The organism is Ardenticatena maritima (genome assembly GCF_001306175.1).
Lineage (GTDB): Bacteria > Chloroflexota > Anaerolineae > Ardenticatenales > Ardenticatenaceae > Ardenticatena > Ardenticatena maritima.
Genome location: NZ_LGKN01000006.1, coordinates 40,457 through 54,843 on the forward strand (window position 1 = coordinate 40,457; position 14,387 = coordinate 54,843).

Annotated in this window: 11 protein-coding genes; 2 read left to right on the forward strand and 9 right to left on the reverse strand. The window is 60.7% G+C overall.

Features of this window, described 5'->3' with window-relative positions; genetic code table 11:
* Nucleotides 1–51: 51 nt before the first annotated feature.
* The 6 genes from SE16_RS11075 to SE16_RS11100 form a co-directional block, all read right to left on the reverse strand.
* A complete protein-coding gene (locus tag SE16_RS11075; protein ID WP_060687601.1) occupies nt 52–3,042 on the reverse strand; it encodes a glycine--tRNA ligase in 2,991 nt (996 codons plus the stop codon).
* 168 nt (nt 3,043–3,210) lie between these two features.
* Nucleotides 3,211–4,941 carry an amidase gene (locus SE16_RS11080; protein WP_060687603.1) on the reverse strand — a complete coding sequence of 577 codons (1,731 nt, stop codon included), beginning with the start codon at nt 4,939–4,941 and terminating at the stop codon, nt 3,211–3,213.
* A gap of 95 nt (nt 4,942–5,036) precedes the next feature.
* Nucleotides 5,037–6,287 carry a 2,3-bisphosphoglycerate-independent phosphoglycerate mutase gene (locus SE16_RS11085; RefSeq protein ID WP_054492916.1) on the reverse strand — a complete coding sequence of 417 codons (1,251 nt, stop codon included), beginning with the start codon at nt 6,285–6,287 and terminating at the stop codon, nt 5,037–5,039.
* Between the two features lie 23 nt (nt 6,288–6,310).
* Nucleotides 6,311–6,514 (reverse strand): hypothetical protein, encoded by a 204-nt coding sequence (locus SE16_RS11090; RefSeq protein WP_054492915.1) that lies wholly within the window; start codon nt 6,512–6,514, stop codon nt 6,311–6,313.
* A gap of 24 nt (nt 6,515–6,538) precedes the next feature.
* Nucleotides 6,539–7,360: an SAM hydrolase/SAM-dependent halogenase family protein gene (locus SE16_RS11095; RefSeq protein WP_054492914.1), complete on the reverse strand. Its 822-nt coding sequence runs from the start codon at nt 7,358–7,360 to the stop codon at nt 6,539–6,541.
* Nucleotides 7,361–7,379: 19 nt separating this feature from the next.
* A complete protein-coding gene (locus tag SE16_RS11100) occupies nt 7,380–8,462 on the reverse strand; it encodes a polysaccharide deacetylase family protein (protein ID WP_060687606.1) in 1,083 nt (360 codons plus the stop codon).
* A 169-nt stretch (nt 8,463–8,631) separates the two neighbouring features.
* Here SE16_RS11100 and SE16_RS11105 point away from each other — a divergent pair, with 169 nt between their 5' ends.
* Nucleotides 8,632–11,295, forward strand: coding sequence for a thioredoxin domain-containing protein (locus SE16_RS11105; RefSeq protein ID WP_160316946.1), 2,664 nt, complete (start codon nt 8,632–8,634; stop codon nt 11,293–11,295).
* Nucleotides 11,296–11,412: 117 nt separating this feature from the next.
* Here SE16_RS11105 and SE16_RS11110 read toward each other — a convergent pair whose 3' ends face one another.
* Complete coding sequence (locus tag SE16_RS11110) at nt 11,413–11,739, reverse strand: DUF2200 domain-containing protein (protein ID WP_235472321.1); 327 nt, start codon at nt 11,737–11,739, stop codon at nt 11,413–11,415.
* A 642-nt stretch (nt 11,740–12,381) separates the two neighbouring features.
* Here SE16_RS11110 and SE16_RS16030 point away from each other — a divergent pair.
* Nucleotides 12,382–12,570, forward strand: a complete 189-nt coding sequence (locus tag SE16_RS16030) for a hypothetical protein (RefSeq protein ID WP_161804537.1) — start codon at nt 12,382–12,384, stop codon at nt 12,568–12,570.
* A 28-nt stretch (nt 12,571–12,598) separates the two neighbouring features.
* On the opposite strand, the gene SE16_RS15455 is transcribed toward SE16_RS16030, so the two are convergent.
* Together SE16_RS15455 and SE16_RS11120 are read right to left on the reverse strand one after the other, a co-directional pair.
* Entirely contained in the window at nt 12,599–13,054 is a 456-nt protein-coding gene (locus SE16_RS15455; protein WP_082374067.1) for a hypothetical protein, read from the reverse strand.
* 167 nt (nt 13,055–13,221) lie between these two features.
* Nucleotides 13,222–14,343, reverse strand: a complete 1,122-nt coding sequence (locus tag SE16_RS11120; RefSeq protein WP_054492281.1) for a DUF4236 domain-containing protein — start codon at nt 14,341–14,343, stop codon at nt 13,222–13,224.
* Nucleotides 14,344–14,387 lie beyond the last annotated feature (44 nt).

Consider the following 14,387-nt stretch of genomic DNA (forward strand, 5'->3'; position numbering starts at 1 on the left):
CGGATGGGGGCGGCGCAGATTGGGCATGCGCCGCCCCCGTGTTCAACGCGGTTAGAAGCCCTGAATGTGCGACAAGTCCACAATGCCGTCAGCCAATCCGGCAACAGCAGCCATGAGCGCCAGGCGGTTGGCGCGCACCGTTTCATCTTCCGCCATGACAAAGACGTTCTCGAAGAAGGTGTCAATGGGCGCGACCAGCGTCTCGAAAGCGTCCACAAATTCGCGCACACTGCTTTCGGGCGAGAGGCAAGCACGCGCGGCGAGATAGGCTTCCCACAAGGCGCGTTCTTCCTCATGCTCAAAAAGGTCGGGGTTGACGGTGGCGCTCACCTCGCGCCCGCGCACAATGCGCGCGGGGCGGGAGTAGGCGGTGAGCACGCGCTGGAAGCGTTCGGTCTCCACCAGGTCGGCGAGTTCTTGCAACGTTGCCACCGCCCAGGCGGGGTCGTAGGCGCGGGTAGCCAGCACGGCTTGCACCAGGTCGTGCCGCCAGTTTTGTTCAAGGAGCCACTGTTCCAGGCGGCGCGTGATGAACGCCAGCACGTCGGCTTGCACGTCTTCGCTGACGGGCACAGGCTGTACCTCAGCCGCGGCGCGAATGGCGGCGCGGAGATCGAGGCGGATGTTGTTTTCGACCAGGATTTGCACCACCCCCAACGCGGCACGGCGCAAGGCGAAGGGGTCGGCGGTTGCTTTGGGCTGCAACCCGACGGCGAACAAGCCCACCAGGCTATCGAAGCGGTCCGCCAGCGCCAGCACGATGCCGGGTTTGCTGGTGGGCAGTTTATCGCCGGCGTAGCGGGGCAGGGTGTGTTCGAAAATGGCATTGGCAACGGCGGGGCGTTCGCCACTGTGCAGGGCGTAGTAGCGCCCCATGATGCCCGCCAGCGAGGTAAATTCGACCACCATTTGCGTCACAAGGTCGGCTTTGCAGAGGTAGGCGGCGCGCTCGGCAACGGCGCGCTCGTCAGCGTTCAACCCCAGCATGTCGGCGAAGAGCGGCGTCAAGCGTTCAATGCGCTCGTTCTTGTCGAGCATGGAGCCGAGTTTTGCCTGGAAGGTGAGCCCGCTCAGTTTGGGGCGAAAGGCTTCCAGCGGCTGGGCGATGTCGTGTTCCCAGAAGAAAGCGGCGTCGGCGTAGCGGGCACGGATGACGGCTTCGTTGCCCGCCCGCACGGTGGGAATGTCCACACGCCCGTTGGCGACGGTGATGAAGTAGGGCAAGAGGTTGCCTTGGGCGTCTTCCACCGGGAAATAGCGCTGGTGCTTGCGCATGACGGTCACCAGCACTTCACGCGGCAGGCTGAGATACTTTTCTTCAAACGCACCGCGCAGGGGCACAGGCGCTTCGTTGAGGTTGGCGACTTCATCAAGCAGGTCGCCTTTGGCTTCTTCGGGCACGCGCCCGCCCACTTCGGCGGCGAGGGTTTGGGCGGCTTCCCAGATGGTTTCGCGGCGCTCGTCCATGTCCAGCATGATGCCGTGCGCGGCGAGCGTGCGTTCGTACACGTCGGCGCTGGCGATGTCGAGGGTCTCCGGCTGGGCGCGGCGCACGTTGCGCGTGGTGCGCCCGCTCACCACACCGGCGTACTCGAAAGGAATCACCTGTTCGCCCAGCAACGCCACAATCCAGCGCAGGGGGCGGGCGTAGGCGACGTTGGTCCAGTTCCAGCGCATGCTCTTGGGGAAGGAGATGCCGGCAATGAGCGCGGGCAAGGCTTCGGCGAGCACGTCGCCGGCGGGGCGACCTTCTTCACGCACATGGGCGACAACGTATTCGCCCCCGTCTATCTCGCGCCGTTCGAGGGTGCTCACGTCCACGCCTTGCGAGCGGGCAAAGCCCAGGGCGGCTTTGGTGGGGTTCCCCTCGGCGTCGAATGCGATGCGTGCGGGGGGACCCTTCACCACTTTTTCTTCATCGCGCTGGCGCGGCGACATGCCCTCGACAATCACGGCGAGACGGCGCGGCGTTCCTTCAACGCGCACGCGCTCGTAGTCAAGGCGCAGGTCGCTGAGCAGTGTGGGAACACGCTCGCGCAGTTGCGCCACCGCCAGCGGCACGTTATCGGCGGGCAATTCTTCGGAACCGATTTCCAGCACGAAGGTTTGCGGTTTGTCCAGCACCCAGGCGGGGCGCGGCGGCACTTTGACGTCCGGCGGGGTGATGGTGCCAAGCGGGAAGCCCATTTCCTCGCGCTTTTCGAGCCACAAACGCGCCACGTCGCGGGCGAGGTCGCGCATGCGCTGGAAGTAGCGCTGCCGTTCGGTCACGCCAATCGCGCCGCGCGCGTCCAGGATGTTGAAGGTGTGCGATGTTTTGAGCATGTAGGAATAGGCGGGAATGGGCAGGCGCTGTTCGATGAGCATTTTGGCTTCGGCTTCGTAGAGGTCGAAGAGTTGCGCCACCCGTTCGACGTTGGCGGCGTCGAGGTTGTAGACGCTCATCTCGTATTCATTTTGCCCCAGCACTTCATCGTAGGTAATGCCCGGCGCGTAGATGATTTTCTTGAAGTGGTCTACCCCCTGCAACGCCATGATGATGCGTTCCAGCCCGTAGGTGATTTCCACCGCCACGGGGTCCAGGTTGAAGCCGCCCGCCTGCTGGAAGTAGGTGAATTGCGTGATTTCCAGCCCATTCAGCCAGACTTCCCAGCCCAGCCCCCAAGCGCCCAGCGCGGGTGATTCCCAGTTGTCTTCGACAAAGCGCACGTCGTTTTTGCTCAGGTCAATGCCCAACGCTTCCAGGCTTCCCAGGTAGAGTTCTTGCGGGTTGCCGGGGTCGGGTTTGAGGATGACCTGGTACTGCGTGTGCATTTGGATGCGGTTGGGGTTTTCGCCGTAGCGGCTATCGTCGGGGCGCACGCTCGGCTCGACGTAGCCGACGTTCCACGGTTCGGGTCCCAACACGCGCAGAAAGGTGGCGGGGTTCATTGTGCCCGCGCCGACTTCGGTGTTGTAGGGTTGCCACAACAAACACCCGGTTTTCGCCCAGTAGTCTTGCAGGCGCAAAATCATGTCTTGGAAGGTGAGTTGGTCGCTCATGGTCTGCCTCTGTGTTTTGGGTTGGGTTCTTTTGGCTGGGGAAAAGGATATGCGATGTGGGGGAGAAGGCAAGGAGTGGTGAACGGGTAGGCAGACGAGCAACGGCGCACCTGCTCGCCGTTGCGTGCGCGGTGCGCCGTCTTCGCGCTGTGGGGTGATGGGGTGTGCTCAGGGATGTTGGGTATGCCAGGGCGTGGCGGCTTCATACGCCGCGCCGATGCGCAAAATGGTGCGCTCCTCGAAGGGACGCCCCACCAGTTGCAAGCCCACGGGCAATCCGTGCGGTGTGAAGCCGCACGGCACGGAGAGCGCAGGCTGTCCGCTGACGCTGAAGGGCGCTACAAAGCGAATCATCGCTTCCTGGACGGCTTCTTCCTGCCCGTCAGGGTAGCGCCAGCGTTGTTGCCCAATGCGCGGCGCGGGGATGGGCATGGTGGGGGTGGCGATGGCGTCGAACGTCTGCATGACCAGCGCCATTTCGCGGGCGAGTTCGCCACGCAAGCGTTGCCCTGTGAGGTAGTCGCGAGCGGTGATGAATTGCGCCACTTCCAGGCGCGCGCGCACGTCGGGCGCGTACTGGTCGGCAAAGCGGCGGAGCAAATCGGCGTGGTAGGCGCCCGCTTCGCCCATGGTAATCAGGCGGTTGACGAGCGTCATCACGTCGGCGGGCGGCAGGTCGGCGGGTTCGACGGTTGCCCCCAGTTCGCGCAGAACGTCCAGCGCGGTGTCGAATGCGGCGCGCACGTCGGGGTCCACGCGCGTATCGAGCCACGCGGTGGGAACGCCAATGCGCAAGCCGCGCAGGGTCTCCTCGCGCCCCCGACGGACGGCGTGCTGGTAGTCGTCGGGCGGGATGGGGACGGTGCTGGGGTCGAGCGGGTCGCCCCCAGCGAGCAGACGCAACGCCAAGGCGGCGTCGGCGACGGAGCGCGCCAGGGGTCCCACGTGGTCAAGCGACCAGGAGAGCGGCAGGACGCCGAATTTGCTCACGCGCCCGTAGGTGGGTTTGAGCCCCACCACGCCGCACGCGGCGGCGGGCATGCGCACAGAGCCGCCCGTATCGGTGCCCAAGGCGAGCGGCACGATGCCCGCAGCCACGGCCGCCCCAGAGCCGCCGCTGGACCCCGCCGGCACGTGGTCGGGGTTCCAGGGGTTGCGTGTGGGTCCCAGGTAGGGGCTATCGGTTGTCGGTCCAAAGGCGAATTCGTGGGTGGTGGTTTTGCCCAGGCTGACGGCGTCGGCGGCGAGCAGGCGGCGCACGGCGGTGGCGTCGCGTGTGGGGACGTAGTCGGCAAGGACGTGCGAGCCGCCTGTGGTGCGAACGCCCGCCGTCTCGAAGAGGTCTTTGAACGCGACGGGGACGCCCGCCAATGCGCCGGCTTCGCCACGCGCCAGCGCGGTTTCGAGCCGTTGGGCGGCGGCGCGCGCCTGGTCCTCGGTGACGGTGACGAAGGCGTTGAGCGTCGGTTCGAGGGCGTGGAGCCGTGCGAGCGCGGCTTCGACCACTTCGGTGGGGCGCAGGTCGCCTTTGCGGAGCGCCGCCGCCAGCGTGGTCGCGTCCCACCAGAGCCATTCGGGGCTGTCGTTGGCGATGGGCTTGGGTGTGTGGGGGGCGGCTTCCACGCCGGTGGTGCCGCGTCCGCCGTAGCCGGTGCCTTCGCCCTGGGCGAGCGGTTCCCAGACGGGCGGCGTTTGCGGGGGCACGGCGTAGGCGGCGGCTGAGGGGTTGAACGCCATGGCGGGCAAGAGATCGCGCAGGCGGGTTTCGTCGAGCGTGCGCAGGCGGGCGAGCAAGGTGTTCAGGCGGGCGGCGGTTTCGTTGGCGATGTCGTCGGGGAAGTTCTCACGTTCGAGCCATTCACGGGCAAACCGTTGTAGCAATTCGGGAGAAACGGGCATGGTCTCATCCTTTCGTCGCTTTGCACCCACCTCTTTGTGGAAGAAAAGCGGGGTGAGCGTGGATGCGGCGCTCACCCCGCACAAGCAACGAAACGTCAGGCGCCGAACTTCTTCATTTTGAGCGCGTTCGCCAGCACCAGCGGCATGAGGTCGAGATGGCGCAGAGTGCCCAGACTGCCGCCGCGTGCGTCCATTTCGGTGAAGCGGCGACCGTCGCGGCGCACATGCGGACCGTAGATGAGCACCGGCAGCGGGTGCCACGAGTGCGCCTTGACGCCCACGGGCGTCGAGTGGTCGCCTGTGATGAGCACCACGTCAGGCTTCCACGCCAGCAAGTCGGGCAAAATGGCGTCGAAGTCTTCAATTTGCTTCTTCTTCATTTCAAAGTTGCCGTCTTCGCCGTAACTGTCGGTCTTCTTCACGTGGAAGAAGATGAAGTCGTACTTGTCGCCATGCTCGCGCAAGAGTTTGAGTTTGGTTTCGGTGCGTTCGCCGCTGCCGCTCCAATCGGCGGGCGGGGTTTCCATGCCAACCAACCGCGCCACGCCGCGGTACATGGGATAACTGGCAATCGCGCCGGGCGTGAGTTTGTACACTTGCTGGAAGGGCGGCAAGTTGGGCTTGGTGTCCACACCGCGGATGAGCACGGTGTTGGGCGCGGGGTCATACTCTTTGACAATATCGGCTTCATGCAGGACGTGCGTGGCTTTTTCGACAAACTGCTGAATGATGCGCGCCGTCTTCTGGTCGCGCGGGTCCTGGGTGGTGGCTTGCGCAGGGCGCGGCGGTTCGCCGGTGCGGCCGGGGTCGGTGTCGGCGACGCGCCCGCCAAGCCCGTCGCCCGTCAGCACCAGCACGAAACGGTACTCGGCTTCGGTGTAGAGGTTCACCTGCACGTCCTCGATGGATGGGATGGCGTCTTGCAAGAGCGCGATGAGGCGCTTGTTGAGGTCGGTGGGGATGCGCCCCGCGCGACGGTCGGCGATGGTGCCGTCGGGGGCAAGGGTGGCAAAGTTGCCGCGCGCCGCCACCTGGTTGGGCGACAGGTCCAGCCCGATGCCCAACGCGGAGAGCACGCCACGCCCGACTTCGTAATGCAGTGGGTCGTAGCCAAAAAGCGCCAGGTGTCCCGGTCCACTTCCCGGCGCAACACCAGGCGCAACGGGGGTTGAAAGCCCAAGCGAGGCGTCACGGGCAAGCGCGTCGAGGTTGGGGGTGTTGGCGGCTGAAAGCGGTGTTTCCCCATTGATGGGCACGTCGCCCACCCCGTCCAGCACGACGAAGAGGATACGGCTATCGGTCTTGATGGCGAGTCTTTCGGTCCAATGCAATGGGTAGGGCAGCATGGTCTCGCTCCTTCCTGTTGGTTTCAGAGGGCTTGCCACGCCAGGTAGAGCAAGCCCAATAAAATGAAAAGCGGCGCCACCGTCCAGAGCCATTCGATGGGGCGATTTTGAGACGTGAGGCCCCGTTGCCGCACGGTGCGCCGTGTAGAGACGATGATACCAATTTGCGCCAGAAGGACAATCAGCGCGAGGAAGAGAAAAAGCCAAAAACGGAGTGGCGATGTCATGATGTCAACCCTCGTGTTCTTCTTTCAAACAGACGCTTTACCGCCGATGCGCACAACCTGCACACGTGCGCCGGAGCCAATGCCCCATTGACGGCGCGCATTGCCCTGGCGCACCGCCAGTTCCAGAAAGCCGCTACTGCCGATGTAGGCGACGGGCATACCGGGCGGCACGTCGCCAAATGTGCGCGAAATGCCTTGAATCTGCACGGGTCCCGCCACCACCAGCCACTTTTGCATGTCGGGTTGCAGGTCTTCGGCGCGCAGATTTGTGATCAAATTGCCGAAATGGTCGGCGTGGATGATGGTCGCCACCCAGCCGCTGGCATGCGGTTCGGGGTGAGGCCATTCAAGGCGCACCATCGCATCGCTTGCCAGGGGCGTGCCAACGTCGGCAAGGGGGACGCCCGCCGCCAGGTGCGCCGCCACGGGGGCAAAGATGTCGCGCCCGTGGAAGGTGTGGCTCACGTTGGGGAGATGATACCGTGGGTTGTCGAGTACCACCACCTGTTCGAGGCTGTTTTCGTCCAGAAGCGGCGTCAGCAAGCCGTTGTCGGGCAGGACGAAGGTGTAGCGTGCACCGTTCGGCGTGCGCAAGGCGGCGGCAATGGGACGCCGCGCCGTACCGACGCCGGGGTCCACCACGACGCAAAACACCGTGTCCGCGGGAAAATAGCGGTACGAGACCAGCAGATGAAACGCGCCCGCGCGCACGTCTTGCGGCGGGACGTGGTGGTTCAGGTCCACGATGGCGGCGTTCGGCGCAATGCCGCGGATGACGCCCTTCATCACGCCGACGTAGGTATCTTCAATGCCAAAATCGGTGAGCAAAGCGATGGTGGCCGACATGCGCTTCTCCTTCTGCGTGTCAGGGTTGCAAGAGTTCGCTGAGCGTCACGGCTTCGTAGCCTTCCTGCGCCAGCAAATCGAGGATTTCGGGCAAAGCGGCAAGGCTGGCTTCGCTACTGCCATGCTGAACGATGATAGCGCCGGGGCGCAAACCGCGCGCCACCGTCCAGCGCACTTCATCAGGGCGAATGCCTTCCAGCCAGTCGAGGCTGTCAATCGTCCAATCCACGATGTAGAAGCCTTCTTCGCCGGCTACGCGCTGAACTGTTTCGTTGACATAGCCAAAAGGCGCACGGAAGAAGGGGCGCGTGGTCGCCGTGGGGACGATGCTTTGCACAATGGCTTCGGTGTCCAGTAGTTCGGCGCGCACTTGCTCGGCGCTCATTTTGGTCATGTCTTTGTGGCTCCACGAATGGTTAGCGAGTTCGTGCCCATTGGCGACGATGTCGCGCACCACGTCGGGGTACTGCTCAACACCGCTCCCCACCACAAAGAAGGTCGCCCGAACGCCACGCTCAGCGAGCATTTGCGCAATCTGGCGGTTGATGTCGGGGTTGTAGCCGGTGTCGAACGTCAGCGCCACCTGCTTGCGCTCCGGTCCCAGGTAGATGATGGGGGCTTCGGCGGGCGGCACATTGGCGACAAACGTGGGCAGAGGCACAGGCGTGGGCACAGGCCACTGTTCGGGGGGAATCGCCCCCTCGGGCAAGAGCAACACAGTGCCTTTCTTGATGATGTTGGCGTCCTCGCGGGTCAGGTTGTTCACCGCCAGCAACGCATCCAGCGAGACGCCGGCGTTGAGCGCCACCGCGCCCAACGTATCGCCGGGGCGCAGGCGGTAGGTGGCGGGGCCCGGCGTGGGCGTGGCGGTGGGCGTCGCCGTGGGGGAAGCCGTCGGCGTCGGGGATGGTGTGGCGGTCGGCGACGCAGGGATGGGGGTTGACGTTGGGGCGGGTTGCGCCGCCAACGCGGTTGTCGGTTCCGCCGATGGGGGTTCAGCCGGCGCTGTCTGGGTGGCGGGGGCGGCGGTTTCAGCCGGCACGCCACACGCCGCCAGTGCGAAAATGCTCAGCAGAGCGAAAGCCAGCACGCGCAAACGCATAGGTGTTCATCCTTTCTCTTGCAAGAGTTTGACGCTGTGGATGGTATTCAGAATGGCGCAGTGAACAAGGTCAGAGCGCCGCACAACGCCGCCAAACATTTGTCGGTGGACAACAGGCGAGTACGATAAGGGACGTCGAAGTCGTACAAACGAAATGGAGGAAGTTCCTTTGAAACGTCTGCGTTTTTTGTTGTTCGCACTGGTGCTTGTGCTCAGCGCCTGTGGCACGTCCACAACGTCTGAACGTCAGCCAACCCCAACCAACGCCCCCGAAGTGAAGGCGTCTTCTCCCGCCAATACATCCGCAGAGGCCACAACGGGGCGCGTTGCGTTCATGGGACCTTACGCGCAAAGTTTCCAGGTCTTTGTGATGAACGCCGACGGTAGCGGTTTGCGCCTCGTCTCGGACGGCGAGACCGAATCGCTCTTCCCGTCGCTCTCCCCCGATGGGCGCTATGTCGCCTACACCGCCGTGGTGGGCAACAACAACCTGGATATTGTGCGCTACGACCTTGAAACCGAAGAACGCACCCTGCTCACCAGCGGCCCCGACATTGACAGTCAGCCGGTCTATTCGCCCGACGGGACGCGCATTGCCTTTGTGAGCAACCGCGATGGGCGCTTGGGGCTGTTCATCATGGATGCGAACGGGCAAAATGTGCGCCGCCTGATTGACCTGGAAGGCGAAACCATCAACCCACTGGGCAATTGGAGCCCCGACGGGCGGCGTCTGGTGTTTGCCGACACACAGCGCGACGGCACGCAAACGATTCGCGTGGTGGATGTTGAAACCGGCGAGGTTACCACGCTTGTCGAGCGCAACGGCGTGGACACCGCACCCACCTTCTCGCCGGACGGCACGCGCATTCTCTTCTTCTCCGACCGCGACGGCGGTATGGACGTGTATGTCATGGACACGGACGGGCAAAACGTCCAGCGCCTGACGCAAGACGGCGACAGCATTTACCCCGTCTGGCACCCTGAGGGCGACGGTTTTCTCTTCACCCGTGTTGACCATGAGCGCTTTGTCATTTTCTGGCGCGGGCTTGATGAGACGACCGCCACGCCTATTCCCAACGTGGAAGGTGTGGTGACGTCGTGGGTGACCGCGAGCGAACCGCTTGCCGATATTGGCTTTGAGCAGAAGCCGCGCGTCAGCGAGGCGCTTTTACGCGACGCCCCCGCGAAAGGCAACCCCGACGCGCCGGTGACGATTGTGGCGTTGAGCGATTACCAATGCCCCTTCTGCAAAGAGTTCGCCGAAACCACACTCCCCGAATTGAACACACTCATCGAAGAGGGGAAAATCCGCCTGGTCTGGCTGGATTTGCCGCTGGACAATCTGCACCCCAACGCACGCGCCGCCGCCCAAGCCGCGCACTGCGCCCGCGCGCAAGGCGGCGATGACGCTTACTGGGCGATGCATGATGCGCTCTTTGCCGAACAAGCCACGTGGGGCAACGCCCCCGACCCCCTGCCCACGTTCGCCAAACTGGCGCAACAAGCCGGGCTGGACGGCAAGGCGCTGCGCGATTGTGTGGTCGCCGAGACGTATGCCGAGACCGTCGAGGCGGGTGTGCAGGAAGCCAAGCGGCTGAACGTCACCAGTACGCCCACCTTCCTCATTGGCGATACGGTCATCAGCGGGGCGCAACCGCTGGATGTGTTCTACGAGGTGATTGGCGAGGCGTTGGGCGAAGACCTGCGCCCCACCTACACGGTGAACGCCGACATTGTGGCGAACGCCCCCGCCAAAGGCGACCCCGACGCGCCGATCACCGTGGTTGAATTCAGCGATTACCAGTGCCCGTTCTGCGAACGGTTCTATCAGGAGACGCTGCCGCAATTGCAACCACTGATTGACGAAGGCAAAGTGCGCCTGGTGTATGTGGATTTCCCGCTGGAGCAGATTCACCCACAGGCGCGCATGGCGGCGCGCGCCGCGCACTGCGCCCGTGAACAGGGGGGCGATGAAGCCTACTGGGCGATGCACGACCTGCTGTTCGACAATCAGCAAGCGTGGGGCGTCGCCAACCCGGTGCCGGTCTTTGCTGAGTTGGCGCTCCAGGCGGGGCTGGACCCAAAAGCGCTGCAAGCCTGCCTTGAAAGCACGCGCTACGATGAGACCGTCACCAGCGGGCTGCGCGAAGGGTTGCGGCTGGGCGTCAGCGGCACGCCGACGTTCTTCATCGGGGGTGAACGCCTGGTGGGTGCGCAACCCGTCTCGGCGTTCTTCAGCATTTTCGAGCGCCTGCTGGGTGAACCGCTTGCCGCGCCCACGCCCACGCTGGACGAAGCCGCACTTGCGGCTTTTCCCGCCAAAGGCGACCCCAACGCGCCCATTACGGTGGTCGAGTTCAGCGATTACCAGTGTCCCTTCTGCGAACGGTTCTATCAGGAGACGCTCCCACAACTTGAACCGCTGATTGATGCTGGTGAAGTCCGCTTCGTCTATGTGGATTTCCCGCTCACGAACATTCATCCGCAAGCCTTCGACGCCGCCCAAGCCGCGCACTGCGCCCGCGAACAGGGGGGCGATGCGGCCTACTGGAGCATGCACAACGCGCTGTTTGAGGCCCAGGCGGAGTGGAGCACCAACAACGCGCTTGATGTGTTCGCCGCGCTTGCCGCGCAACAGTGGCTGGACGGCGAGGCGCTGCGCACCTGCGTTGCCGAGGGGCGCTATGCCGCGCTGGTGGAGCAAGGGCTGCAACTGGGCATGCAACTGCAAGTGAGCGGGACGCCAACGTTCTTTGTGGAAGGGGAGCGTCTTGTAGGGGCGCAACCGTTCAGTGCGTTCGAGGCGGTGTTTGCCCGCGTGCGCGGCGAATAAAGCCGACTTTGCCATACATGCGATGCGACGCACGTAAGGTGCGTCGCATTTTTGTTTGGCATGTTGCGCTGCGCACTTTCCGCCCGGAGGCAAGGCGTCCGGCTGACGAGTGACGGTTCATGAACGCAGAATCTTCTCTAGCGGTTTCCCACGGGCGAGTTCATCAATCAATTTATCCAAATAGCGGATTTCGCGCATCAAGGGGTCTTCAATTTCTTCGACCTGCACCCCACAAACTTTCCCTTTGATCAACGTACGGTTCAGGTTCAGCGCCGGAGCCTGCGCCAAAAAGGTTTCGAGATCGTTGCCTTGTTCGATTTGTTGCTGCAAGCCGGCTGGGTCATAGCCCGTCAACCAGCAGATAATGCAGTCAACTTCTGCTCGCGTACGCTGCTTGCGTTCCGCTTTTTGCACATAGAGCGAATATATTTTGGCAAAGGGCATAGCGAAAAAACGCGGTTTAGATATTGTCTTGCTCCTCTCGTTTGAATCTGAATGCGCCTGCTATCGTGGCAACTGGGCTGCCTCATCATCGCCACCAGCGCATGGTTTGCGGAAGACGCTTGCGGGCGGTGGAGTATGGGGGCATGAAGCATTGGGGGGCGGTTTTGCCGCCCCCCTCACACACCAAATCCCTTTTATTCAGAGTCGCACGGTACTTTCCACACCAAAGCACGCCCGCATCCCTTTGTCCGCGTAAGCCCAATCTCTTTCTCAAGACGCGCAACCCAGGAAGGACAAGGGCGGCGATAGGGCAGGTCAAGCGCCTCGCGCAACTCCGACCAAGTCATTCCCTCTGGTGTGCGCTGCAATTGGTGTTGGATGATATCTCGAAACTCTGTGTAGCGCATGGCTTATTTTCTCCGACGGCTAGCGGGAGCGTGAGCGCGCCGAGAAGGCGTCCCCCGCATTGAGTATGGTAGGCTTTGTCAGCTTCCCAATTTTGTAAAGATACCGACCGCGAGCTCTGACCACACATAGAGAAATACCGCTGCGATCACAACACCGATTGCAAGCCAATACTTGCGATGCACCTTCCTCGCTACCAAGACACCTATGCTCCCAGCCCCAAAGAGGAGCGAGCCCATGACCACGAAATCTGAAATGCTCCAGTTGACTGCGTCCGTGAACTGCATAGCGACCAAAGGGACAAGCAATATGACAACTGTTGCCAGGGCAATCCACACAAACACATTTTTTCGCATGATGAAGCTCTTCGCTGTTGTACTTATTGGTTCCTACGCCCCATCGTCTGGTGATGGCGTCAGCAGCTGATACGAGTGGTTAAGCCGCCTTCCAAATCTCAAAGGCCAAGTAAATCCCAGCGTTCCAAGAATTGTCCTTCCGGATCACGAAATTTCCGTACGGGATTATCTTTATGAGGCTGCCCATCTTTCCCTGGCGTCTCTAACCAATTTTGATGGTCAGTCCTAACAAAGTTGGCGACAACCTTGCTGGGAACGATATAAAAATCTGGGCGCTCATTAGGGCTCTTCAGATTTACAAACACGTAAAACAAATTGTCGGAATAGAAAGTCTCGACTTTTTTATTCAAAACCCATTCCGGCTTACTTTTCTGGTTTGTCTTTACCTGAATTGCAACTTGCCGTGTAGCAGTAGCGTTGGACACAAGAATATCAATACCTCTTGTGTTCCGTAATGTGATAGATGCAACGTAACCAAGACGTGATAGTTCGGCCGCTACAAAGTACTCTCCCGCCACGCCAGTCAGCCCTTTTGGTAGTTTATTAGACGGCATAAATGTCCTCCCAAATGGTAATGATGATCATGTTACGGCCTAACGATAAGCGTCAGCGGCGCGGCGCTGATGTCCTTCTACCATCGCTCGCGCATGATTTTGGGCCGAAAATTCAACAACATTGGCTCGCTGCACAGCCACGCCTGCCGGACGCTGGGTTAAGATTCTCATTGTTCAAAAGGCTCTATAGCCGATATTACTCCTGTCTTTGAGATTTTCCGGCGAACTTCAAAGCGATCAAAACTCGCTACTACATCCAACGCCACCAAGTTAGAAAAATTAATTTCGCGCCATTTATCCCTAGGAACACGCACACTGTAGAGATATTCATCTTTTATGGTACCAGTCCGTTTATCAACCCGTTGGGAATACGCTGACAACACCACCACTTCTACTGTGGGTAAATGCGCAAATATCTCCCCGATAATGCGAAAGCCTACAGCGTGTATATGCTTTAGATAATCCAACCGAATTTGCTTTTGAGAGCGTTTCTGAATAGTGAGCCGTAAATCCCTCCGATTAACCTTCGCCTCCTTGGTAGGCATATCTTCTATTTCTGGTAAATCCACATCTACAAGAACCTTGCGTCCATCATCTGCTATCTCAAAATTGACAATAGTTTCTCGAGGCCATTGCAACGAAGAAAGCGCTTTGCCCAAAACCTGCTCCATTACATCAACATTCGTCCTAAGAGATTCTTCTGCTTGTTTCCACTTTTCCAAAGCCTTCAAATATTTTTGCTGAGCGGCTTTGTTCTTCTCTTCTATCCGCTTTCGATACCCCTCAAATATCTTTGCCATTATTCCTGGCTTCTCCAAACGCGGCGGCTTGGGTTTAGGATTTACTATCACCTTACCTTCAGGCGGTGGGGTGGACAGGTGAATGTTGAGGAAATCTTGAAGATTAGCATTATATTGATGACATTGTTCCTCTAACCAAGCCTCGATAGAAGCCCTTTGCTGTTGCTTAGCTTTCCTAACTACAGCATCGGGAAGGGGCTGCCCTTTCCCATCCTCAAAAATCAGTGAACCATCTTCTGAAAGTTTCAGAGTTACTTGAAGGATTTCTTTCTTCGTCTTACTCCGAGAAGTGCGAGTTTTCCCGCGAGAAGTACTACCACCTATTTTGGTCCGATACGAGATACCAGTACCGGGGATACTAATGTTTTGATAGATACCCCTTTTCCCAATGTTAGTCTTTCCTACACTGATACTACTCACACCTCGTTTCCCTACATTCACACGCACTCCCGGAGCAATTTTTATAGATTTACGGAATCGGAATCCCATAATGCTTTCTCCTTATTCATAAAAAGCCCAATGGTCTGCATTTC